Origin of the sequence: Xanthobacter sp. 91 (assembly GCF_000702385.1) — a bacterium.
In the GTDB taxonomy this organism is placed as follows: domain Bacteria; phylum Pseudomonadota; class Alphaproteobacteria; order Rhizobiales; family Xanthobacteraceae; genus Xanthobacter; species Xanthobacter aminoxidans.
Genome location: NZ_JNIB01000001.1, coordinates 1,115,347 through 1,135,664 on the forward strand (window position 1 = coordinate 1,115,347; position 20,318 = coordinate 1,135,664).

Genomic DNA, 20,318 nt, shown 5'->3' on the forward strand with positions numbered 1-20,318 from the left:
GACCCGCGCGCTGCGTCGGCCGTGACGGGGCGCTGACCGCTCGACAGCGGCGTCGCCGACTGCGTGTGTGCCCTCCAAGAATTCGAGAAACCAGGGAAGAAACGTATGACCACCCAAGACGCCGCCGCTCCCCCGCGCCCTCGCCGAAGCTTTGTGGCCGGATCGGTCTATCTGTTCGAGCGCCTCCTCCCCGATCCCTTCGTCATCGCCATCGGCCTGACGTTCGCGGTGGCGGGGGCGGCGCTGCTATTCGCCCCGAAAGGCGACCTCGTAACGGTGGTGACGTCCTGGTACACGGGCGTCTTCGGCATTGTCGGCTTCGCGTTCCAGATGGTCATGATCCTCGTGACGGGCCATGCCGTCGCGCACGCCCCCGTCGTCCAGCGCGGCCTCAAGACGCTGGTGGCGACGGTTTCCACGCCCAATCAGGCCGTCGTCCTGACATTCCTGGTCGCGGCCGCGGCATCCTGGCTCAACTGGGGATTTGGCCTGGTCGTCGGCGCGATCCTGGCGCGGGAGGTTGCCAAGCGCATCCATCTCGATTTCGGATGGCTTGTCGCGGCCGCCTATTCGGGATGGGTCATCTGGGCCAGCGGCCCGTCGAGCTCCATCGCTCTGTCGCAGGCCACGCATGGCAACGCCCTGAATATCGTCGAAAAGCTCACGGGCAAGTTGCTTCCGTTCGGTGACACCGTCTTCACGACCTTCAATCTGGTCCCGACCGTTCTGGTGGTCATCCTGGTGCCCATCGCCTTCATTCTTCTCAAGCCCCGCGAGGATGAGATCGTCGCTTTCGTTCCCGGGCCCGACGAGCAGGCGGCGCCCGCTTCGGCGAAATCGGCCGGCACCTTTGCCGACAAGGCCAACCGCTCGCGGATGGTCAGCCTCTTCCTGGTTCTGCTCGGCGTGGCCTATCTCGGCGTGTCCTGGACGACGAAGGGCGCCAAGTTTGACGTCAATACCGTCATCCTCATCTTCCTGATCCTGGGTGTCGCCCTCCACGGCACCCCGGTTGCTTATTCCGACGCCATGAAGAACGCGGCGAAGCAGACCGGATCGATGATCCTGCAGTATCCCATCTATGGCGGCATCATGGGCATGATCGACGCCACCGGGCTTGCCGCGATGATCTCGAAGTTCTTCGTCGTGGTGTCGACCGCCCACACCTTGCCGTTCTGGACCTACATCGCCTCGCTGTTCATCACGTTTCTCGTCCCCAGCGGCGGCGGACACTGGGCCGTGCAGGGACCTTTCGCCATACCGGCGGCGGTTGAACTTCACGCCTCCATTCCGGCGGTGACCATGTCTGTCGCCATGGGCGAGCAGGTGTCCAACATGATGCAGCCGTTCTGGGCCCTGCCCGTCGTGGCGATGGCCGGCATCGGCATTCAGCGGGTGCTCGGCTTCACGGTGGTGACGTTCTTCCTCGCGGGCATCATCTACGGTGCCGCGCTGCTGCTGCTCCCGTGACGGGCGTGCCGCATTCCGCCGGAACCGCGCGGCCGTCCACGGCCGCCCCGGCGGGCGCCTGCGATGCCCATTGCCATATCGTCGCCCCCCGCTTTTCCCCGTCCGGGACCGGCGTGGTGGCCGACGCACCGGCCGGCATGGCCATCGAGGATTATCAGCAGCTCCAAATGCGGATCGGCACCACACGCGCGGTCTTCGTGCAGGCGAAGTCCCACGGGACCGACCATGCCTGTCTGCTTGATGCCATCAGGCGCCTCGATGGCAACGCCCGTGGCATCGGCGTGGTCCATCCCTCTGTCACCGACAGCGAGCTGGAACGGCTCGACGCCGGCGGCATTCGCGGGCTTCGCTTCAGCCTCTGGAAGCCCGCCGATGCGGTCGTCACAATCGACATGATCGAACCGTTGGCGATGCGGATCGCCGACCTCGGCTGGCACGTCCAACTCCACCTGTCAGGGGATCAGATCGTCGAGGCGGCGGCGCTGCTCGCCCGGCTGCCCTGCCCGATCGTGTTCGACCATATGGGACGGCTGCCGCCGGACCGCGGCCCGGATCACCCGGCGTTTGCCGTGATCCTCGACCTCGTGCGCAAGGGGCGGGCGTGGGTGAAGCTCGCGGGCGCCTATCTCAACACTATGCAGGGACCGCCCTATGGCGATGCCACCCGGATCGCCCGGGCCTATGTGGCGCAGGTGCCCGAGCGGCTCGTGTGGGGCAGTGACTGGCCTCATGTCACCGAGACGCACAAGCCGGACGATGCGGAGCTTTTCGATCTGCTTGCGGTCTGGGCCGGCAGCGATCGCATCCGCGACCTCATCCTGATCGAAAACCCCGCAGAGCTTTACGGCTTCCGGTAAGAGCCGAAGCCAGCAGGCCGGACGGACGCCAAAGGCGCCCGTCCCGCTCTCGCATTCGCCGCGAAACCTGCGGCGGGGGCCGTTATTTCGCGGCCGGATGGGCGATGGGATCAAGGCCCGTCTTGCTGATGACGGGAGCGGCCTGCGGGGAGGCGAGGAAGGCAATGAGCTCCGCGCCGGCCTTGGGCGATCCGGCCTTCGAGGAGATGCCGGCAGAGAAGATCGTGATCTTCTGCACGCTCTCGGGAATGGGGCCGACCACGTCCACGCCCGCCACGGGCAGAAGCTCGCTGATCTGCTGGAAGCCCAGCTCGGCTTCGCCGCGCGCCACCACCGCCGCCACGGGCTCAGCAGGGATCATCCGCGCCTTGCCCTTCATCTGCTCCTCGATGCCGAGGCGCTTGAACAATTCATTCTCCACATAGACGCCGCTCGCGCTGTCCGAATAGGCGACGGACTTGGCGTTGAGGAGCGCGGTGCGCAGGGCATCCACGGTGGAGATATCGGGCTTCGGCGCGCCCGCGCGGACGGCGACGCCGATGGGCGAGCGGGCGAGATCGACGCGCGAGGCCTTGTCCGCTTTCCCCTGCTCGGTCAGTCCGGTGAGAGCCTCGCCCACCATGATGAGCACATCCACCGGCTCACCCCGGTTGAGGCGCACCGGAATGGCGTTCTCCGTGGTGCCCATGGACGGCCCGTAGGCGGTCGACACCTTGTGCCCGGTCGCGCGTTCGAACTGCGGCACCAGCTGCTTGTAGGCAGCCGAAAAGCCGCCCGAAATCATGACACGCACCTCGTCGGCGCGCGCCGAGGCCGGCAGCGCCAGAGCGGCGCCGATCAGCAAGGCGGTAACCCAGCGTCGTGAGATCGTCATTGTCTTTCCTCCCGAGATCGATGTCTTGATTTTTTCGGTCCTGCCGGCCGCATGAGTGTCGGCCGCGCGCGACGCCGTGACCGCGCTGCCCCCGGGATCGCGTCGCCCCAGGTCGCGTCCTTTGGCGTGAGGCGCAGCCCGAGCGCTCCTCGACGGAGCGAACAATCATTTTTCTGGTTCAGCGGATTCAGGGGCCGCCACCCGATATGCGGACGCGGCGCCCCGGGGGGCGCCGCGTCCTTGCCTTCAACCTCGTGAGAGGGAGGCGTTGCGACCGCGATAGATGAGGATGGTCGCGATGAGGCCCGAGGCGGCCGCCGCCATGAGCCAGAAGCCGGGGGCCGCGCGGTTGCCCGTCATGTCGATCAGCCAGGTGGAGACCAGGGGCGTGAACGTGCCGAACAGTGCGGCGGCGAGAGCGAAGGCGAGCGAGAAGCAGGTGGTCCGCACATGCGCCGGCACTTCCTCCGACAAGGCTGCCACCATGGCGCCGTTGTAGACGCCGAAGCACATGGAGAACCACAGCTCCACCATCAGCATCTTGTTGAAGGTCGGCTCCACCACCAGCCACGCAAGGGCGGGATAGGCCGTCGCCAGCGCCAGGATGGCGATGGTCAGCAGCACCGGACGGCGCCCCACGCGGTCGGAGATGGCGCCGCCGATGGGCAGCCAGATGAAGTTGGTGGTGGCCACCAGCAGCGTCACCAGCAGACTGTCGGTAATGGACAGCTTCAGCACGTTCCTGCCGAAGGTCGGCGTGTAGACGGTGATGAAATAGAAGGTCACCGTGGTCATGGCCGTCAGCATCATGCCGAGCACCACGATCCGCCAGTTCGCCAGCATCGCGGCGAAGACCTCGCTCTGGGTCGGGTGCTTCTTCTGCTTGAGGAACTCGGGGGTTTCCTCCAGCGTACGGCGGATGAAGAAGATGAAGGGGATGATCGCGCAGCCGATGAAGAAGGGAATGCGCCAGCCCCAGGCGGTGATGGTCTCGGCCGGCATCAGCTGGCTCAGCGAGAAGCCGATGATCGCCGCGAAGAAGATGGCGACCTGCTGGCTGGCGGACTGGAACGAGGTGTAGAAGCCCTTGTTGCCAGGCGTCGCGATCTCGAACAGATAGATGGAGACGCCGCCCAGCTCCACGCCCGCCGAGAAGCCCTGCAACAGGCGCCCGAACAGCACGATGAGTGGCGCGGCGATGCCGATCTGCGCATAGGTCGGGCACACGGCGATCAGCACAGTGCCGGCGGCCATGATGCCCAGCGTCACGATCAGGCCCTTGCGGCGGCCGATGCGGTCGAGATAGGAGCCGAGCACGATGGCGCCGACCGGCCGCATCAAGGCGCCGAGCCAGAAGGTGGTGAAGGTGAGGAGCAGTTCCGTGACTTCATTTCCGGTGGGGAAGAACGCCTTGGAAATGGACGTCGCGTAGAAGCCGAAGAGGAAGAAATCGAACTGCTCGAGGAAATTGCCGCTGGTCGAGCGCAGGATGGCTGCGGTTCTCGATTTGATGGCAGGCACCTGTGTGCCCGCAGCGGATGGAACGGCGGCTGCCGAAGGCCCGACCATGCGTTGTCTCCCATGCCGGCGCAGCCGCTCGCGGCGTCTCTGCGCTGCTTCTTGTTGCTTCGTCCGGCCGTCTGCAGCCGGCCAGTCCCTTGGCGGGAATCTGGCGCAGCCCATCGCATGACGGCATCGGCGGGAGCCTAGGGGGGAGAACCTGTCAAGAACCTGTCACGTCTTCCGCGACGATGGTCTGATGTGCTCAGGCGATCATTCGCCTTCCAGCGCCTTCCGCCATGCGCGGAAGAAGATGCGGCGCCGGGACTGGTCCTGGTAGGCCAGAAGCTCGGGGCCCACATGGATCGGGCGCAGCCTTGCGGGATCGGCTCCAGCTTCCGCCGGCGGCGGCATGTCGAGCCGGACGGTACCGAAGGCCCGGCGCGCGAGGTCCTCCTGGCCTTCGCGGGACAGGAGGAAATCCAGAAAAAGATGGGCCTGCTCGGGATGCGGCGCCTGTTTGGGAATGAGGGCGATGCGCGTCATCACCAGCGTATAGTCCTCAAAGGCCACGACGCCGATGGCCGGCTCCTCCCGCGCCCGGGCCCGGGCATAGGAGGAGATGGTGTTGTAGGCGAACAGCTGGTCGCCATCCGACACGCGGTCGAGCATGGTGTGGGCGAAGGAATAGAGCTTCGGTCCCGTCCGCCCCATGGCCCGGACCAGCTGCCAGGTGTCGGCGGTGATGCGCACATCGCTGTTCCAGAACAGAAAGCCGGTCCCGCTGCGCTCCGGGTCGTAGGCCGCGACCTTGCCCCGGTAGGCCGCGCCCTTCTCGCGCAGGAGGCGGATGAAATCGGCATGGGTGCGCGGCACGTCTTCCGGCGGCACCCGCATCTTGTTGTAGACGAGGACGATGGGTTCCGCCGTGACCCCGAAGGCCTCGTTGCGCCACACCGCCCAGGGCGGCAGCATCGCCGTGGCGGGGGACTCGTGCCGCGCGGCATAGCCGTCGTTCACCAGCTTGATCTGGAGATCCATGGCGGAACTCCAGGCGATATCGGGACAGGGGCGGGTGTCGTTGCACTCCACCACGTCGGAATAGACGTACAGCGAATTCTTGTGCCGGTAGGTCAGCTTGATGTCGGGATAGCGGGCCCGCCAGTGCTCCAGCAGCTCGCCCATCTCCACGAGATCGATGGAAGACACGACGGTGAGTGAGCCGGCGGTGCCGGTACCGACCGAGATTTCGTCCGAGCGGGACTGCGCTCCAGCCGGGCGGCCCGCGTCCGCGAGGCCCCCTGCGATGACGAGCGCCACAGCCAAGGCGATCCCGCTCATGCGCCCCGCAACCGCCCGAAAGCGCCGCCCCGCGGACGGCACGGTGATCCGCCCCCAGTCGCTGCCCGTCGGGGCCATCCACCCGCCTCCCGCACGCACGTCCGCACCGTCTCTTGCACTTGCTTCCGTTAGCCGGTCTACATTATGCGATGCGACGGGTGTGGTCACGTATGGGGCATCCTTCCAGCTCCGAACCCGGGGCTTTCATGCCTTGCGGCCGGTTGCAGCCCGGCCGGGAGCCGGCTTGATGCGTATCCTCATCGTGGAAGACGACCGGGCGCTGGCGAGCGGACTGAAGCGTTCGCTCGCCTCGCTTGGCTACGCGGTCGATCACGAGGCCGATGCGGCGGATGCGGTCGGGCTGGCAACCCGCGAGGCGTACAATCTGGTGGTGCTCGATCTCGGCCTGCCCAACGGCAGCGGATATGACGTGCTCAGGGCGATCCGCCGCGCGGGCCTCAAGACGCCCGTGATGATCCTCACCGCCCGCGACCATGTGAGCGAGAAGGTGAAGGCGCTGGACCTCGGCGCGGACGATTATGTGAACAAGCCGTTTGCCCTCGCCGAGTTCGAAGCGCGGGTGCGGGCACTGGTGCGCCGGGGCTTCGGCGTCAGCGACGCCCTGATCGAATTCGGGCCGCTGCAGTTCGATACCGTGCAGCACGTGGCGCGCCTGGAGGGCACGCCTCTCGATCTTAGGCGGCGGGAGCTTGCGGTTCTGCACCTCCTTCTGGTCCAGGCGGGCAAGCTCGTGCCCAAGGCCCGCCTCATCTCGGAAGTGTTCGGGCTGGACGATGCAGTCGGCCCCAACGCCCTGGAACTGTACATCGCCCGCCTGCGCAAGAAGCTCGGGGCCGGCGGGTTGCGCATCCGCACCGTCCGCGGGCTCGGCTACATGCTGGAGAAGGACTGATGCGCCCCGCCCGCCGCTCGCTGAAGCGCGCGGTTCTCCTCAATCTGCTCGCGCCGGTGCTGCTGCTGGCCGTCGCCATCGGAGCCGGCGGCTATCTCACCATCACGTCGGTGGTGGAGAGCTCCCACGACCGCCTCCTCGACGGCTCCCTGATGGCCATCGCCGAGCGCCTCGCGGTGGAGAGCGGCGAGGTGGTGGTGGACATGCCGCAGGTTGCCCTCGGCATGCTCGAAACCAAGACGCAGGATAACGTCTATTATCTCGTCACCTCGGACGCCGGGCCGGTGACGGGCTATCCCGACCTGCCGCTCGGCCGGATGGCGGCGGCCTTGCCCGGCCAGCCGACCCACTGGAACGACACCTACCGCGGCAATGCCGTGCGCCTCGCCGCAGTGGCGCGCCGCGTCTATGGCGTCGAGCGTCCGGTGATCGTCGCCGTCGCCGAGACCCGGCTCGCCCGCAACCAGCTGCGCAACGAGATGCTGCGCAACCTGGGTCTGGCAGAGGCCGCCCTGATACTGGCCATCGGGATTCTGGCGTGGGTTTCCGTCGAGCGCGGGTTGATGCCGCTCGCCGACCTCAGCCGGCAGATCGACACCCGCGCCGTCAGCGACTGGCGCGATCTGCGGCCGCTCGATCTGTCCGAGGTGCCGCAGGAGGCGATGGCTCCCGCCACCGCCATCAACGCCATGTTCGAGCGCCTGCGCTCGGCCACCGAGCTGCTGCGGCGCTTCACCGCCGACGCCTCCCACCAGATGCGCACGCCGCTGGCCATCGTCAGGATGCATGTGGACCTGCTGCGGCGGGAAAGTGCGGATCCCGAGCTGAGGGGCAGCGCGCTGGCCGAGCTGGACCAGGGTGCCGAACGGCTGGAGCGGCTCATCACCCAGCTTCTCACCCTGGCCCGCGCCGACGAAAGCGCAGTTTCAGCCGCAGGCGGCACGCCCTGCGATCTGGGCGACGTGATCGAGCACGTCATCGCCGACCGCATCGCCGGCATCCCGCCCGACACCCAGCTCTCCTGCCTCATCCGGCAGCGCCCGTTGCCGCTCGTGTCCGATACCGTGCTGCTGTCCGAACTGCTGGGCAATCTTCTCGACAATGCGGTGAAATATTCCGGCGCCGGTGGACAGGTGGTGCTGTGCGCCGACCGCAGCGGCGATGCAGCCGTCGTGACCGTCGAGGACAGCGGCCCCGGCATTCCCGAGGCCGAGCGCGAACGCGTGTTCCAGCGCTTCTACCGTGCGCCCAACCGGGCAGACGTACCGGGCAGCGGCCTCGGCCTGTCGATCGTGAAGGTGATCGCGGACCTGCTGCACATCACGATCACCCTCGACAGCAGCCCCGATCTGGGCGGCCTGCAGGCCACGCTCCGCATGCCGCTGTCGACCCGGACACCGCCTGACGCCTGAGCCCTTCAGGTCGGCGGGATGGCCTGAAAGGAGATGATCGAGGCGCGGCACGGACATGGAACGTCAGCACCAAGCCATGCCGCCATACGACCCCTCTCCCGAGCGATTTCGGCCCGCTCGATCTCACGCACGGCGTGCTCCGGCCCTCATGTGGCGCGCCAGCCTAGCCGGCGAAATGGTGCAGGAGCCGGAGCAGGACCGAAGTCGCGTGGAGCAGCGCCACCGTGAGAACGACCATGCCGGTGACAGCGGCAAGCCGGCGGCTTGGCTCGGCGACGACCTCGTCCGTGCCGTCTTCGTAGCGGGATCGCTGGTGGCCGCGATACAGTAACAGGCCGGACGTCCCGCTCAGCAAGAGCGCCGCCAAGAGCTGGCTGAAGGAAAAATGGGAGAGGCCGCCGCGCATGGACAGCAGGGCGACGAGCATCATCACGAAGCCCGTCCGCGACCAGGCCAGCCCCGTCCGCTCGCGCTGGAGGCCTGGGTCTTTCATGCCGCGGGTCCGGTCAGATCAAGACCATGAGACAGGCGAGCCCCACGGCAAGGGTGGCAGTGAAGGCCGCCAGAAGGGGAAGCAGGGCGCTGACGGGCAGATCGGCGTTGTGACGCATGGCTTGCTCGGCCCGCACCCAGCGGGGATAGGCCATTCCACCGAGCACGCCTCCCGCCACGAACAGGATCAGCGCAAGACCAAGCCGCAGGGGCAGCGGCCCGAGATGCGAGGCGAACTGGTCGATGCCGACCGCTCCGGCAATCAGCGCCAGAGCCGTCCGGATCCAGGCGAGAAACGTTCTCTCGTTGGCGAGCGAGAAGCGATAATCCGGCCGCGCCCCGCGCTGCCACCATTTCAGAGACGGTCCATGCTCTGACCGGTCAGCGGATGTATCGAGAGACAGATTGGACATTGTTGCACGCTGTGCTGTGTATCAGGTCGCCATGAAGGTCAGATCGACCCGTGACGAACTCATCGTCCGGGCGGTCTACGCGAATTGGGCCGCGCCTGCATCCAGCGCGGCGACGCGAAAGCCGATATTTCCGCTGCTGCTGTTCGGCGTATTGGAGTTCCGGGCCGCGACCCGGTAGCGGTTGCAATAGGAGCTGTGGCACAGATACGAGCCGCCACGCATCGAGCGGCTCGCGCCCGGCCCGTCATGGACGGGGTCGCGATCGCCTGTGACCCGGTGATATTCGGGGCTGAAGACATCCCGAACCCATTCCCAGACATTGCCCGCCACGTTGAAAAGGCCATAGCCGTTCGGCTCAAAGGCATGCACCGGGGCGGTGCCGATGTAGCCGTCCTCCGCCGTGTTGAGATCCGGGAAGGTGCCCTGCCAGATGTTGCAGCGATGCCGGCCGCCAGGGGTCAGCTCGTCTCCCCAGGGATAGAGCTTTCCGTCCAGTCCGCCGCGCGCGGCATATTCCCATTCCGCTTCGGTCAGGAGGCGCGTGCCCGACCACGCGCAGAAGGCCACCGCGTCGTTCCAGGACACATGCACCACCGGGTGATCCAGGCGATCGAGAACGGTGGTGCCGGGGCCTTCCGGCTGGGCCCAGTAAGCGAACGGCACGGGCAGCCACCAGGGCGCCTCTACCGGCACCCGCTCGATGCGGGCAGCGGTCTCCGGCGGCACCAGCGCGTGGAAGACGTAGGACCAGTTGAAGCGTTCGGCCTCCGTGACATGACCGGTCGCCCGGACGAAATCGGCGAACTGCGCGTTCGTCACCGCATAGGCCGACACCCGGAACGGGCTCAGCGTGACCGGCCGCGCCGGCCCCTCGCCATCGCCCGCGAAGCCTTCGGCGCCGGATGTGCCCATCAGGAAGCGTCCACCCGGCAGCGCAATCCAGCGAAAGGCCGTGCCCTTCCCGCCGGTGGAGGCCGGCGGAGGTGGCGGCGGCGCTTCGCCTGCCGTCTCGGGGCGGCGCGCGCAGCAGCAGGTCGGCGACTTGCCGGCCTCCTCCGCCCCGCCGCTCTCCCGCCCCTGCGTCACTCCTCTTCCTCCCAGAAGGCGGCGGCGCCCTGGGCCTTCATCAGCTCGAGGATCTTCTCGCGCGGGATCACGCCGCAGCGTTCGGCCCACGCCTGATAGAGGCCGATCATCTCCTGGACGCGCTCGGGGTGGCCCGCCGAGAGATCGTGTAGCTCGGTGCGGTCGGCCTCCATGTCGTAGAGCTCCCAGGGGCCGGGGTATTTGCGGACCAGCTTCCACTGGCCGACACGCACCGCGGCATTGCCCTCGTGCTCCCAGAACATCGGCTCCGTGCGTTCGCCGTCCTCCGGGAAGGAGGGCGCGAGGCTGACGCCTTCGCAGGGCAGGATGGCATTGCCGTCGTGGGTCTGGGGATATGCGGCGCCGGTCACGTCGAGAATGGTTGCCATGATGTCCGGCAGCTGGCCCGGCACATGGCGCAGCTCGCCGCCTGCCGTGATCTGGGCCGGCCAGTGGAGAATGAGTGGCGTGGCGATGCCGCCTTCGTGGACCCAGTGCTTGTAGAGCCGGAAGGGCGTGTTGGAGAGGTTGGCCCAGGCGACGCCGTAGCTCTGATAAGTGTCCTCCGCGCCGGGCATGATCTCGGGAATGTTGCCGAAGCGCACGGGACGGCCGTCGCGGGTCTGCGCCCGGGCGATCATCAGGTCCTCGACGAGGGCCTGGGGCGAGACATCCTCGGGAATGTCCTCGGCGCAGGCGCCGTTGTCGGAGAGGAAGATGACCAGCGTGTCGTCCATCTGCCCGGTGTCCTCGAGCGCCTTCAGCACGCGGCCGATGCCCTGGTCCATCCGGTCGATCTGGGCGGCATAGACCTCCATGCAACGGGCCAGCCACGCGCGCTCCTCCGCCTCGGTCCACGGCGGCTGGGTGGGATCGCGGTCGGTCAGCTTCCAGTCGGGATGGATCAGCCCCGACTTGATCATGCGGGACAGGCGCTCCTCGCGCAGTTCGTCCCAGCCGGCGTCGAAGCGGCCCTTGTACTTGGCGATGTCTTCGGGGTGCGCATGGAGCGGCCAGTGCGGGGCCGTATAGGCCACGTACTGGAAGAAGGGCTCGCCGGCATGCTCCTTCGCGTGACGATGGATGAAGTCGGCGGCTTCGGTGGTGATGGCGTCCGTATAGAAGAAGTTCGGATCTTCCTTGGCCTCATGCTCGGCATTCTCGTTGCCGCGCGTCAGCGTATTGGGCCAATAGAAGCTGCCGGCGCCGATGATGGTGCCGTAGAATTCATCGAAGCCGCGCTGCAGCGGCCAGGTATCGGTGGGCTCTGTGAGGTTCGCCGCCACATGCCACTTGCCGGTGAGGCGGGTCCGATATCCGGCCTTGCGCAGCACCTCGGCGATGGTCACGCAGTTCTTGTTCAGATTGCCCACATAGCCTTCCGGCCCGGTGCTGTAGGTGAGGATGCCGATGCCGGTCTGGTGCGGATGAAGGCCGGTGAGCAGCGACGCGCGGGACGGGCTGCAGCGTGCGGTGTTGTAGAACTGCGAATAACGCAGGCCGTTCGCCGCCAGCCGGTCGAGATTGGGCGTCTCGATCTCGCCGCCGTAGCAGCCGATATCGGAAAAGCCCATGTCGTCATTCAGGATGAGGACGATATTCGGGCGCTTGGTCGCGGGCGTATCGGACATGGATGGCTCCAGGGGCGCGGCGTGACCTCGTCACGCCCGTCGCGTCAGATTGATGGTGAAGCGGAAATAGTCGGGCAGGTAGACCGAGCGCAGCAGCTCCAGCGGCCGTCCGTCCGTGGAGATGGTCAGGCGTTCCATGGCGAGAAGCGGGTCGCCGGGCGCGATCCCGAGCAGGCCGGCAGTCGCCTCGTCGGCGAGCGTGGCGGAGATGCTCTGGCTCGCCTCCTTGATGTTGAGCCCGAGCTCCTCCTCGAACACCCGGTACATCAGGATGGAAACGAGGTCCCGCTTCTCCAGCTCAAGGCCGATATCGGGCGGGTAGAAGGCATGCTCGATGGCGATGGGGATCGCGTCCGCGAGCCGCACGCGCTTCAGTTCCCAAACCGCGCGCTCGCGCAGGGTCTCGCGTGCGGCGGTGTCGTGGGCGTTGGTCATTCCCTGGTGGAGAATGCGCGCGCCGGGCTCGAAGCCGGCGTCGCGGATGGTCTCGGAAAAGCCCATCAGCCGTCCGAGCCAGTTCTCCGGCTCGTTCGACTTGAGGAACGTGCCGCGGCCGCGTTCGCGGGCGAACATGCCCTCTTCCACCAAGGGCTGGATGGCGTGGCGGATGGTGATGCGGCTCACGCCGAAATGCTTGACCAGCTCGGCCTCGGGCATCAGGCGGCCGTCCGCGTCGATGAGCTTGCCCTCGCGCACCTGACTGCGGATGGCTTCGCGCACCTGGATGTGAAGCGGCGGCGCTCCGGCCCCGCCGGATTTGGTCCCGTTCGCTTCGCGCGCGGACTTGCCTTTCATGGGCGCGAGTTTGATGGGCGCGAGCATGTCAGATCCGCCGGCCGGTGGTTGGGTCGAACAGATGGATGTCTTCCGGAGCGAACGACACGGCCATCGTCTCCCCTTCGCGCGGCAGCGGGAAGCGGTCGTATCGGGCCCTGAGCGGGGTGCCATCGAGGGTGAGGTCGAGGATGGCGGCGTCGCCGAGGTTCTCCACGACCTCCACCGTCACGGGAATGCCGGCCGGATCGAACCGGACGGCGCTGGGCCGCACACCCACCACCACCGCGCGACCCGCCTCGAGAGAGGCGGCCACCGGAACATGACGGCCGCCGATCAGGACGCCTCCGGCCGTGGTCCGGGTGGTGATGAGGTTCATGGGCGGGCTGCCGATGAAGGCGGCAACCTCGATGCAGTTCGGCGCGGCGAACACATCCGCCGGCCGGCCGATCTGGCAGATCTCGCCTTCCCGGAACACCGCCATGCGATCGGCGAGGGTCATCGCCTCTTCCTGGTCGTGGGTGACATACACGGCCGTCACGCCGAGCGACCTCTGCAGCTTCTTCAGCTCCACGCGGGTGGCGAGGCGCAGCATGGCATCGAGATTGGAGAGCGGTTCATCCAGCAGGAACAGCCGCGCCTTGCGCACGATCGCCCGGGCGAGCGCGCAGCGCTGCTGCTGGCCGCCGGAAAGCTGCCCCGGCTTGCGGTCCAGAAGATGATCGATCTTCACCTTGGCGGCCGCCTCCCGAACCGCGGGCGCGATCTCCGCCTTCGGTGTCTTCGCCATCTCCAGGGGAAACGCGATGTTCTCGGCCACCGTCATGTGCGGGTAGAGCGCATAGCTCTGGAACACCATGGCGATGTCACGGGCGCGCGCATCGGCGCCGGTCACGTCCTTCCCATCCAGCAGAATGCGGCCGGAGGTGGGGGCATCGAGGCCGGCGAGAATGCGCAGCGTCGTGCTCTTGCCGGAGCCCGACGGCCCGAGCAGGGCGAAGAATTCGCCTGGGCGGATCTCGATGTCGATGCCCTTCAGGGCTTCGAACGACCCATGCTTCTTGACGATCTTTTCGAGCTGAACCAGTCCGCGCGCGGTCATCGGCGTCCCCCTCCCTTGACGGCGCCGACCGTCAGGCCTTTCACGATGTGTTTTTGGGCGATGATGCCGAGGATGATGACAGGCAGCATCGCGAGCGCGGACACCGCCGCCAGCTTCGACCAGAGCGTCTGTTCCACCGACACGAAGTTGAACATGGAGATGGTGACCGGCCTCACCACGTTTCCGGACAGCACCACGGCGAACAGGAACTCGTTCCAGGCATTCAGGAAGACGAAGACCACGGTCACCGCCACACCGCCGCGCACCTGGGGCAGGATGATGCGCCACAGGGTCATCAGCCGGCTCGCGCCGTCGATGAAGGCCGCCTCTTCCATCTCGAACGGCAGGTCCTCGAAATAGGACACCAGCAGCCAGATCGCGAACGGCAGCGAGAAGGAGAGATAGATCAGGATGATGCCCTGATAGGTATCGATCCAGCCGATATCCCGCAGGATCAGGAAGTAGGGAATGATGATGCCCACCGGGGGCAGCATCTGGGTGGCGAGCACGTAGAAGCCCGACCACTTCTTGCCCGGCACCCGCAGGCGGGCGAGGGCGTAGGCGGCGGGGATCGCGAGCACCATGGTCACGATGGTCGTGCCGATGGAGATGATGAAGCTGCTGACGAGGTTCGGCACGATGGACGTGGGGCCGAACAGCACGTCCCTGAACGCCGCGAGCGTTGGCGAGAAGATCAGCTTCGGGGGATAGGCGAGCACATCCTGCTCGCTCTTGAAGGCGTTGAGGAGGCTCCAGAAGATCGGGAAAATCCAGGCGAGCAGAAACAGGCCGGATACGCTCAGGAGCAGGGCAAGGCGCAGCTTGTGACCCTTCATTTCGCCCTCCGGAGTGCGAACAGGACGCCGGTGATGACGAGGGTGAAGATCAACAGGGCCACCGCGAGCGCCGAGCCGTAGCCGATGGACAGCTCGGTGAAGGACTTGCGGTAGGCGTAGAGATTGAGGATCTCGGTGGCCGTTCCCGGACCGCCGCCAGTGACGGTGAAGATGGCCGCGAACGCCGTGAGCGCCACCATGGTGCGCATGATGATCACCATGACGATGGCCGGACGCAGCAACGGCAGGGTGATGCGCACGAAGCAGCGCCACGGGCTCGCCCGGTCGATGCGCGCCGCCTCGTAGATGTCCTCGGGCAGGGCCGCGAGACTGGCCAGCAGCACCATGAAAGCGAACGGCGTCCACTGCCAGGTGTGGATCACCACGACGGAAAACAGGGCGAGGGAGGGATCGCCGAGCCAGTTGTGGCTGCCGAGGCCGGCCGTCATGCTCAGATAGTCCACCACGCCGAATTCGGGGGTGAGCATGAAGGTGCGCCATACCATGCCGACAACGGCGGGCGAGAGCACCACGGGCAGGATCGCCACGATGCGGAACAGCGCCTGTCCGCGCTTCATGCCGTTGACGAGCAGCGCGAGCGCGAGGCCCAGGACGACCTGCAGGATCACCGTGGAAAACGTATAGACGAGGCTAACCCCGAGCGCGGACCAGAAACGCGGATCGCCGAGCAGCTCCCGGTAATTGTCGAGCCCGACGAAGCCGTCCATGAACGGCATCGCGAGGTCCATCCGGTGCAGGCTGGTCCATCCCAGATGCAGCAGCGGAAACGTGGTGGTCGCCATCAGGGCGATGAAGGCGGGGGCGAGCAGCGCCGCCGCAAAGCGGCGCTCCCGTCCCTCCATCATCCGCGCGGGATCTGCGCGACCGCCGACCGGAACGTCGAGGGTAGTGGCTTTCGTCACGACATCAGCCTCGCATCATCGGCTCTAGGCGGCGCTGTGCCTCGTCCAGGGCGGCCTTGGTGGTGGCCTGCCCCACCAAGGCCTGCTGGATCGCGGTGGCGAGCGTGTCGCCAATGGCCGGCCACTGGGGCACGCGCGGACGCCAGTTCACGTCCGTATCCTGTTCCAGCGCGCCCAGGGTGGTGGCGACGAAATTGTCGCCGAAGCTGTTCATCAGCTTCACAAAGTCCGGGTTCTTCCAAAGGCTCAGGCGGTTCACGCCGGAGCGCTTTGCCGGGCCGGAGAACTGGTAGGAGGTGAGCGCCTGGGTCTGGAGCGATGCCGCCCACTGGATGAACAGCCAGGTGGCCTTCTTCCGCTTCTCCGGCAGCGAGGCATTGATGGGGAAGCCCCAGTTCCAGATGGACGACACGCGCTTGCCAGTCGGCCCCTTGGGCCAGCGCGCGAAGCCGATCTTGCCGACCACCTTGGACTTCTCGGGATTGGTGATGACAGAGGCGGACGTGTTCGCGTCGATGTAGCTGGCGATGGTGCCCTGCGAGAAGGCGTCGGCGATGTCGGGCCAGTTCCAGTTCTGCGCTGCGGTGGGCGCGTATTTGCGCATCACGTCCACATACCAGTTGAGCGCCGCTTCGGCCTCCGGCCCGTTGACGCGGAACTTGCCGCCCGGAAACCAGTCTCCGCCGAATTCCTTGAACAGCGAAGAATAGATGTAGACGTTCTGCCCGGCACCGGCGACGCCGCGCAGGGCGGCGCCCCAAAGGCGGCTTCCGGGATCGTTCAGCGCCGCGGCGTTGGCGACGTAGTCTTCCAGCGTATCCGCCGCCTTGAGGCCCTTCGCGTCGTACAGATCCTTGCGATAGACCTGAACCGTGACCTCGCCGTCATACGGCACGCCATACAGCTTGCCGTCGATGGTGTTGGCGTTGCGCCACGCGGGAATGATGTCGTCCGGCTGGAACCAGGCGGGGTCGGTGAGGGTCGCGTCCTTGAGATAGGGATCGAGCGACTCCACCCATTTGTTCGCGGCGTAGAGCGCGTAATACATGGGGTCGGCCGCGTGGGTCGAATATCCGCCGGCCTTGGACGTGAGGTCGATCACGGCCTTCTGGCGGATCTGCGCGGGCGGGATTTTCTCGAACCGGACGCTGATGCCGGTCAGCGCCTCGAACTGGGGCGCGAGCGCGATGAGCGCATCGAAGTAGCTTGCCGGGATCACCGCGACGGTGATCTGCTCGCCGGATGCCTGGCGCCAGTCGATCTTGGCCGCGTTGTAGGCCGAAAGGTCCGCATCCTGCGCGCCGGCGGAACGGATGAGAGCGGGGAAAGCGACGGCGGCAAGGCCAGCCTGCAGCACGTGACGCCGCGTGGGCTTCACAGAAGTCATTGGCGTTTCCTCCTGGCCGATATGGATCCGGCCTATTGTCATAACAATCTATAAGACATCATAACCTGTCAACAGGCGCACCTGTCTTCTGTGCGGGTTGAAGGTCGGTCCTGAGCGTGCAGCGCCTGCACGACCGCGTGGCGCCAGCCATTGATTTTGCTGGATCTCCGGTCGTCCGCCATCTCAGGCGAGAAGCGCCGGTCGAGGTGCCAGTTGCGGGCAAATTCCTCTGGCCCGCCGTAAAGGCCCGCGCGCCATCCGGCGAGAAAGGCCGCCCCGAGCGCCGTGGTCTCCCGCACGACCGGGCGGTCCACGGGATTGCCAAGAACGTCGGCGATGAATTGCATCGTCCAATCGCTGTCGGACATCCCGCCATCCACCCGGATGACCGCCTCGGCGCCCTCAAGACCGGCGTCGAGCATGTCCGCCCGCATGGCCTCCAGAAGATCGAGGGTCTGATAGCCGACGCTTTCCAGCGCCGCGCGGGCGATCTCCCGGCGGGTGGTGCCGCGGGTGAGACCGCTCAGCGTGGCGCGCGCATCGCTGCGCCAGTGGGGCGCGCCAAGGCCGGTGAAGGCCGGGACGAGATAGACTGGCTGATCATCGTCCGCCTCGGCCGCCAGCCGCGTGCTCTCGGCCGCCGTGGTGATGATGCCCAGGCTGTCCCGCAGCCATTGCACAGTGGACCCGGCGGAAAAGATCGAACCCTCCAGCGCGTAGGTCCGCTTGCCATCCCATTGATAGGCAATGGTTGTCAGGAGGCGGTGGCGCGAGCGCGGCCGGGCATCGCCCGTGTTGAGCAGCATGAAGGCGCCGGTGCCATAGGTCGCCTTCGCCAGCCCCGGCGAGAAACAGGCCTGCCCCACGAGGCTCGCCTGCTGGTCGCCGACCATGGCCAGCACCGGCACCTCGCGCCCTAGCCAGGTCGCGGCGGCGGTGCCGAACGCGCCGGCGGTGTCGCGCACCTCGGGCAGGATGGCGGCGGGGATCTGGAACAGGCGCAGCAGGTCCTCGTCCCAGACGCCGGAGTGAATGTCGAACAGCATCGTCCGGGCGGCGTTGGTCGCATCCGTGGCATGCACGGCACCGCCGGTGAGCTGCCAGAGCAGGAAGGTGTCCACCGTGCCGAAAGCGAGCGCCCCGCGCTCTGCCCGGCTCCGCGCGCCGGGGACGTTGTCCAGCAGCCAGCCGATCTTGGTGGCCGAGAAATAGGGATCGATGAGGAGCCCGCTGCGTTCGGCAACAAGGCCCTCGCAGCCCTCCGCCGTGAGACGGTTGCACAGGTCCGCCGTGCGCCGGTCCTGCCAGACGATGGCGGGCGCGATGGGCTCTCCGGTCTCGCGGTCCCACAGAACGGTCGTCTCGCGCTGGTTCGCGATGCCGATGGCGGCGATGTCGGCCGCCGTCAGCCCCGAGCGCGCGAGCGCATCGCGCATGGTGGCAAGGCTGGTCTCCCACAGATCGCGCGGATCATGTTCGACCCAGCCGGGATGCGGGAACGACTGCGGGAATTCGCGTTGGGCCGAGGCCACGGGCGTGAAGTTGCGATCGAACACGATGGATCGCGTCGAAGTCGTGCCCTGGTCGATGACAAGTATATGCGTCTCCACCCGCCCCCCCTTCTTATTCTTTGTCATTCTTATTCTTTGTCATTCTTGTTCTGGGCCATGCCCCGCGTCAGGCCGCGGCGCCATTGCGCTCCAACGCCATGAAGTCTTCCAGCGCCGAAACCTCCGCCGGCGTCAGGCGAAGGCCGAGCTTGGTCCGGCGCCAGAGCACATCGTCGGCCGTGCGTGCGAACTCCTCGCGCATCAGATGACGCACCTCCGCGACCGTCAGGCCCGCCCCGAAGGTGGTCCGCGCGGCGGGATCGGCATCAGCCGCCGCGAGAAACGTCTCGGCCCTGGTGCCGTAGGTGCGCGCCAGCCGGGCGGCATCCGGAGGCGTCAGCCAGGGTCGGTTCTGCCGAAGGGACAGCGCCAGCTGCGCCGTCGCGCCGCGGGGGAAATCGCCGCCGGGCAGTGGTGCGCTCCCTGTCCAGTCCCCACGGCGCGCGGCCGCTGCGCCAAGATGCTGACTGAGCTTGTCCAGCGCGTCGAGGGCGAGATGGCGATAGGTGGTGATCTTGCCGCCGAGCACGGAGAGGAGCGGCGCGCCTCCCGCATCGTTCAATTCCAGTACATAGTCCCGCGTCGCCGCCTGAGCGGCGCTCGCCCCGTCGTCATACAGCGCGCGCACGCCCGAATAGCTCCACACCACGTCGGCAGGTGAGACGGGGCGCGAGAAATATTCGCTGGCGGCGGCGCAGAGATAGCCCGTCTCGTCGGCGGTGATCGCAACCGCGGCCGGGTCCCCCTCGAAATCATGGTCGGTGGTGCCGATGAGGGTGAAGTCCCCCTCATACGGAATCGCGAAGACGATCCGGCCGTCGGGGTTCTGGAAGATGTAGCAGCGGTCGTGATCGAACAGGCGCGGCACGATGATGTGCGAACCCTGCACCAGCCGCAGCCGGCCGGCGAGGGGCGGAAGCGTTTGGCCCGCGAGACAGTCCGCCCAGGGGCCTGCGGCGTTGATGAGCACGCGGGCGCGCACATCCTTGCGCTGGTGTGTCTCGGCATTCTCGACCTGAAGTGTCCAGCCGTCCGAGGCGCGCGCGGCATCCACCGCCCGCGCCCATGTCTCGATCACGGCGCCCCGGTCCCGGGCGTCGCAGGCGTTGAGCACCACGAGCCGGGCATCGTCCACCCAGCAGTCGGAATACTCGAAGCCGCGCGTGCGCAGATCGGGCTTGAGGGGCGCACCGGCCTGGTCCCGGCCGAGGTCGAGGGAACGGGTGGCGGGCAGCAGCTTGCGCCCGCCGATGTGGTCGTAAAGGAACAGGCCGAGGCGCAGCATCCACCACGGGCGCATACCCCGGCGATAGGGCAGCACGAAGCGCAGCGGGTGCACGATGTGGGGCGCGATCCCCCAAACCACTTCCCGTTCGGTCAACGCTTCGCGCACCAGCCGGAACTCGTAATATTCGAGATAGCGCAGGCCGCCGTGCAGCAATTTGGTGGAGGCGGAGGAGGTGGCGCCGGCGAGGTCGCCCTGCTCGCACAGATAGACTGAATAGCCCCGTCCGGCCGCGTCGCGGGCGATGCCGCAGCCGTTCACGCCGCCGCCGATGATGGCGATATCGAACGGATCGTCCGCGGCCGGACGGCCCGCCGACACCTGCGCGGACGTGCGCACTCGTTCCATCGACCCAGCCTCCGCACCCCATTGCAGCGCGTGTCTCGCGGCGATGCGGCGCCGGGCCTATGCG

At 67.0% G+C, this 20,318-nt stretch carries 18 protein-coding genes; 4 read left to right on the forward strand and 14 right to left on the reverse strand.

Annotated elements, in window-relative coordinates; genetic code table 11:
* Positions 1–105 precede the first annotated feature (105 nt).
* The gene (locus A37E_RS0105415) at positions 106–1,470 is read left to right on the forward strand and encodes a TIGR00366 family protein (RefSeq protein WP_029555680.1); all 1,365 of its coding nucleotides are present in this window, start codon (positions 106–108) and stop codon (positions 1,468–1,470) included.
* A 5-nt stretch (positions 1,471–1,475) separates the two neighbouring features.
* Complete coding sequence (locus tag A37E_RS0105420) at positions 1,476–2,327, forward strand: amidohydrolase family protein (RefSeq protein ID WP_038193963.1); 852 nt, start codon at positions 1,476–1,478, stop codon at positions 2,325–2,327.
* 82 nt (positions 2,328–2,409) lie between these two features.
* On the opposite strand, the gene A37E_RS0105425 is transcribed toward A37E_RS0105420, so the two are convergent.
* The 3 genes from A37E_RS0105425 to A37E_RS0105435 form a co-directional block, all read right to left on the reverse strand.
* The gene (locus A37E_RS0105425; protein WP_029555682.1) at positions 2,410–3,201 is read right to left on the reverse strand and encodes a substrate-binding domain-containing protein; all 792 of its coding nucleotides are present in this window, start codon (positions 3,199–3,201) and stop codon (positions 2,410–2,412) included.
* Between the two features lie 246 nt (positions 3,202–3,447).
* Positions 3,448–4,770 (reverse strand): MFS transporter, encoded by a 1,323-nt coding sequence (locus A37E_RS0105430; RefSeq protein ID WP_029555683.1) that lies wholly within the window; start codon positions 4,768–4,770, stop codon positions 3,448–3,450.
* Between the two features lie 204 nt (positions 4,771–4,974).
* Positions 4,975–6,120, reverse strand: coding sequence for an ABC transporter substrate-binding protein (locus tag A37E_RS0105435; RefSeq protein ID WP_051678807.1), 1,146 nt, complete (start codon positions 6,118–6,120; stop codon positions 4,975–4,977).
* Positions 6,121–6,289: 169 nt separating this feature from the next.
* Here A37E_RS0105435 and A37E_RS0105440 point away from each other — a divergent pair, with 169 nt between their 5' ends.
* Both A37E_RS0105440 and A37E_RS0105445 read left to right on the forward strand, forming a co-directional pair.
* The gene (locus A37E_RS0105440) at positions 6,290–6,955 is read left to right on the forward strand and encodes a response regulator (RefSeq protein WP_024280779.1); all 666 of its coding nucleotides are present in this window, start codon (positions 6,290–6,292) and stop codon (positions 6,953–6,955) included.
* A complete protein-coding gene (locus tag A37E_RS0105445; RefSeq protein WP_038192640.1) occupies positions 6,955–8,367 on the forward strand; it encodes a sensor histidine kinase in 1,413 nt (470 codons plus the stop codon). Before A37E_RS0105440 ends, A37E_RS0105445 begins: the two co-directional genes overlap by 1 nt.
* A gap of 163 nt (positions 8,368–8,530) precedes the next feature.
* Here the strand turns inward: A37E_RS0105445 and A37E_RS0105450 are convergent, their stop codons facing one another.
* The 11 genes from A37E_RS0105450 to glpD all read right to left on the reverse strand — a co-directional run bounded on the left by A37E_RS0105450 (position 8,531) and on the right by glpD (position 20,254).
* Complete coding sequence (locus tag A37E_RS0105450; protein WP_029555686.1) at positions 8,531–8,860, reverse strand: DUF202 domain-containing protein; 330 nt, start codon at positions 8,858–8,860, stop codon at positions 8,531–8,533.
* A 13-nt stretch (positions 8,861–8,873) separates the two neighbouring features.
* The gene (locus A37E_RS0105455; protein ID WP_024280782.1) at positions 8,874–9,272 is read right to left on the reverse strand and encodes a DUF202 domain-containing protein; all 399 of its coding nucleotides are present in this window, start codon (positions 9,270–9,272) and stop codon (positions 8,874–8,876) included.
* Between the two features lie 75 nt (positions 9,273–9,347).
* A complete protein-coding gene (locus tag A37E_RS0105460; RefSeq protein ID WP_081837465.1) occupies positions 9,348–10,358 on the reverse strand; it encodes a formylglycine-generating enzyme family protein in 1,011 nt (336 codons plus the stop codon).
* A complete protein-coding gene (locus A37E_RS0105465) occupies positions 10,355–11,989 on the reverse strand; it encodes an arylsulfatase (RefSeq protein ID WP_081837466.1) in 1,635 nt (544 codons plus the stop codon). Before A37E_RS0105465 ends, A37E_RS0105460 begins: the two co-directional genes overlap by 4 nt.
* Before the next feature lie 30 nt (positions 11,990–12,019).
* A complete protein-coding gene (locus A37E_RS0105470) occupies positions 12,020–12,811 on the reverse strand; it encodes a GntR family transcriptional regulator (protein ID WP_024280785.1) in 792 nt (263 codons plus the stop codon).
* A gap of 1 nt (position 12,812) precedes the next feature.
* The gene (locus A37E_RS0105475; RefSeq protein WP_029555690.1) at positions 12,813–13,865 is read right to left on the reverse strand and encodes an ABC transporter ATP-binding protein; all 1,053 of its coding nucleotides are present in this window, start codon (positions 13,863–13,865) and stop codon (positions 12,813–12,815) included.
* Positions 13,862–14,701 (reverse strand): carbohydrate ABC transporter permease, encoded by an 840-nt coding sequence (locus A37E_RS0105480; RefSeq protein WP_029555691.1) that lies wholly within the window; start codon positions 14,699–14,701, stop codon positions 13,862–13,864. The genes A37E_RS0105475 and A37E_RS0105480 overlap by 4 nt, the downstream gene beginning before the upstream one ends.
* Positions 14,698–15,624, reverse strand: a complete 927-nt coding sequence (locus A37E_RS0105485) for a sugar ABC transporter permease (protein WP_156026244.1) — start codon at positions 15,622–15,624, stop codon at positions 14,698–14,700. The genes A37E_RS0105480 and A37E_RS0105485 overlap by 4 nt, the downstream gene beginning before the upstream one ends.
* 4 nt (positions 15,625–15,628) lie before the next feature.
* Positions 15,629–17,011, reverse strand: coding sequence for a sugar ABC transporter substrate-binding protein (locus A37E_RS0105490; protein WP_029555693.1), 1,383 nt, complete (start codon positions 17,009–17,011; stop codon positions 15,629–15,631).
* Between the two features lie 68 nt (positions 17,012–17,079).
* On the reverse strand, positions 17,080–18,648 hold the full coding sequence (gene glpK, locus A37E_RS0105495) for a glycerol kinase GlpK (protein ID WP_081837468.1): 1,569 nt from the start codon (positions 18,646–18,648) through the stop codon (positions 17,080–17,082).
* Positions 18,649–18,688: 40 nt separating this feature from the next.
* Positions 18,689–20,254 (reverse strand): glycerol-3-phosphate dehydrogenase, encoded by a 1,566-nt coding sequence (gene glpD, locus A37E_RS0105500; protein ID WP_051678809.1) that lies wholly within the window; start codon positions 20,252–20,254, stop codon positions 18,689–18,691.
* Positions 20,255–20,318 lie beyond the last annotated feature (64 nt).

What these genes read in the sequence shown, in the direction of transcription:
- A37E_RS0105415 (WP_029555680.1), top strand. Translation starts at nt 106, where the DNA reads ATGACCACCCAAGACGCCGCCGCTCCCCCGCGCCCTCGCCGAAGCTTT.
- A37E_RS0105425 (WP_029555682.1), bottom strand. Translation starts at nt 3,201, where the DNA reads ATGACGATCTCACGACGCTGGGTTACCGCCTTGCTGATCGGCGCCGCT.
- A37E_RS0105430 (WP_029555683.1), bottom strand. Translation starts at nt 4,770, where the DNA reads ATGGTCGGGCCTTCGGCAGCCGCCGTTCCATCCGCTGCGGGCACACAG.
- A37E_RS0105435 (WP_051678807.1), bottom strand. Translation starts at nt 6,120, where the DNA reads ATGGCCCCGACGGGCAGCGACTGGGGGCGGATCACCGTGCCGTCCGCG.
- A37E_RS0105440 (WP_024280779.1), top strand. Translation starts at nt 6,290, where the DNA reads ATGCGTATCCTCATCGTGGAAGACGACCGGGCGCTGGCGAGCGGACTG.
- A37E_RS0105445 (WP_038192640.1), top strand. Translation starts at nt 6,955, where the DNA reads ATGCGCCCCGCCCGCCGCTCGCTGAAGCGCGCGGTTCTCCTCAATCTG.
- A37E_RS0105450 (WP_029555686.1), bottom strand. Translation starts at nt 8,860, where the DNA reads ATGAAAGACCCAGGCCTCCAGCGCGAGCGGACGGGGCTGGCCTGGTCG.
- A37E_RS0105455 (WP_024280782.1), bottom strand. Translation starts at nt 9,272, where the DNA reads ATGTCCAATCTGTCTCTCGATACATCCGCTGACCGGTCAGAGCATGGA.
- A37E_RS0105465 (WP_081837466.1), bottom strand. Translation starts at nt 11,989, where the DNA reads ATGTCCGATACGCCCGCGACCAAGCGCCCGAATATCGTCCTCATCCTG.
- A37E_RS0105470 (WP_024280785.1), bottom strand. Translation starts at nt 12,811, where the DNA reads ATGCTCGCGCCCATCAAACTCGCGCCCATGAAAGGCAAGTCCGCGCGC.
- A37E_RS0105475 (WP_029555690.1), bottom strand. Translation starts at nt 13,865, where the DNA reads ATGACCGCGCGCGGACTGGTTCAGCTCGAAAAGATCGTCAAGAAGCAT.
- A37E_RS0105480 (WP_029555691.1), bottom strand. Translation starts at nt 14,701, where the DNA reads ATGAAGGGTCACAAGCTGCGCCTTGCCCTGCTCCTGAGCGTATCCGGC.
- A37E_RS0105490 (WP_029555693.1), bottom strand. Translation starts at nt 17,011, where the DNA reads ATGACTTCTGTGAAGCCCACGCGGCGTCACGTGCTGCAGGCTGGCCTT.
- glpK (WP_081837468.1), bottom strand. Translation starts at nt 18,648, where the DNA reads ATGACAAAGAATAAGAAGGGGGGGCGGGTGGAGACGCATATACTTGTC.
- glpD (WP_051678809.1), bottom strand. Translation starts at nt 20,254, where the DNA reads ATGGAACGAGTGCGCACGTCCGCGCAGGTGTCGGCGGGCCGTCCGGCC.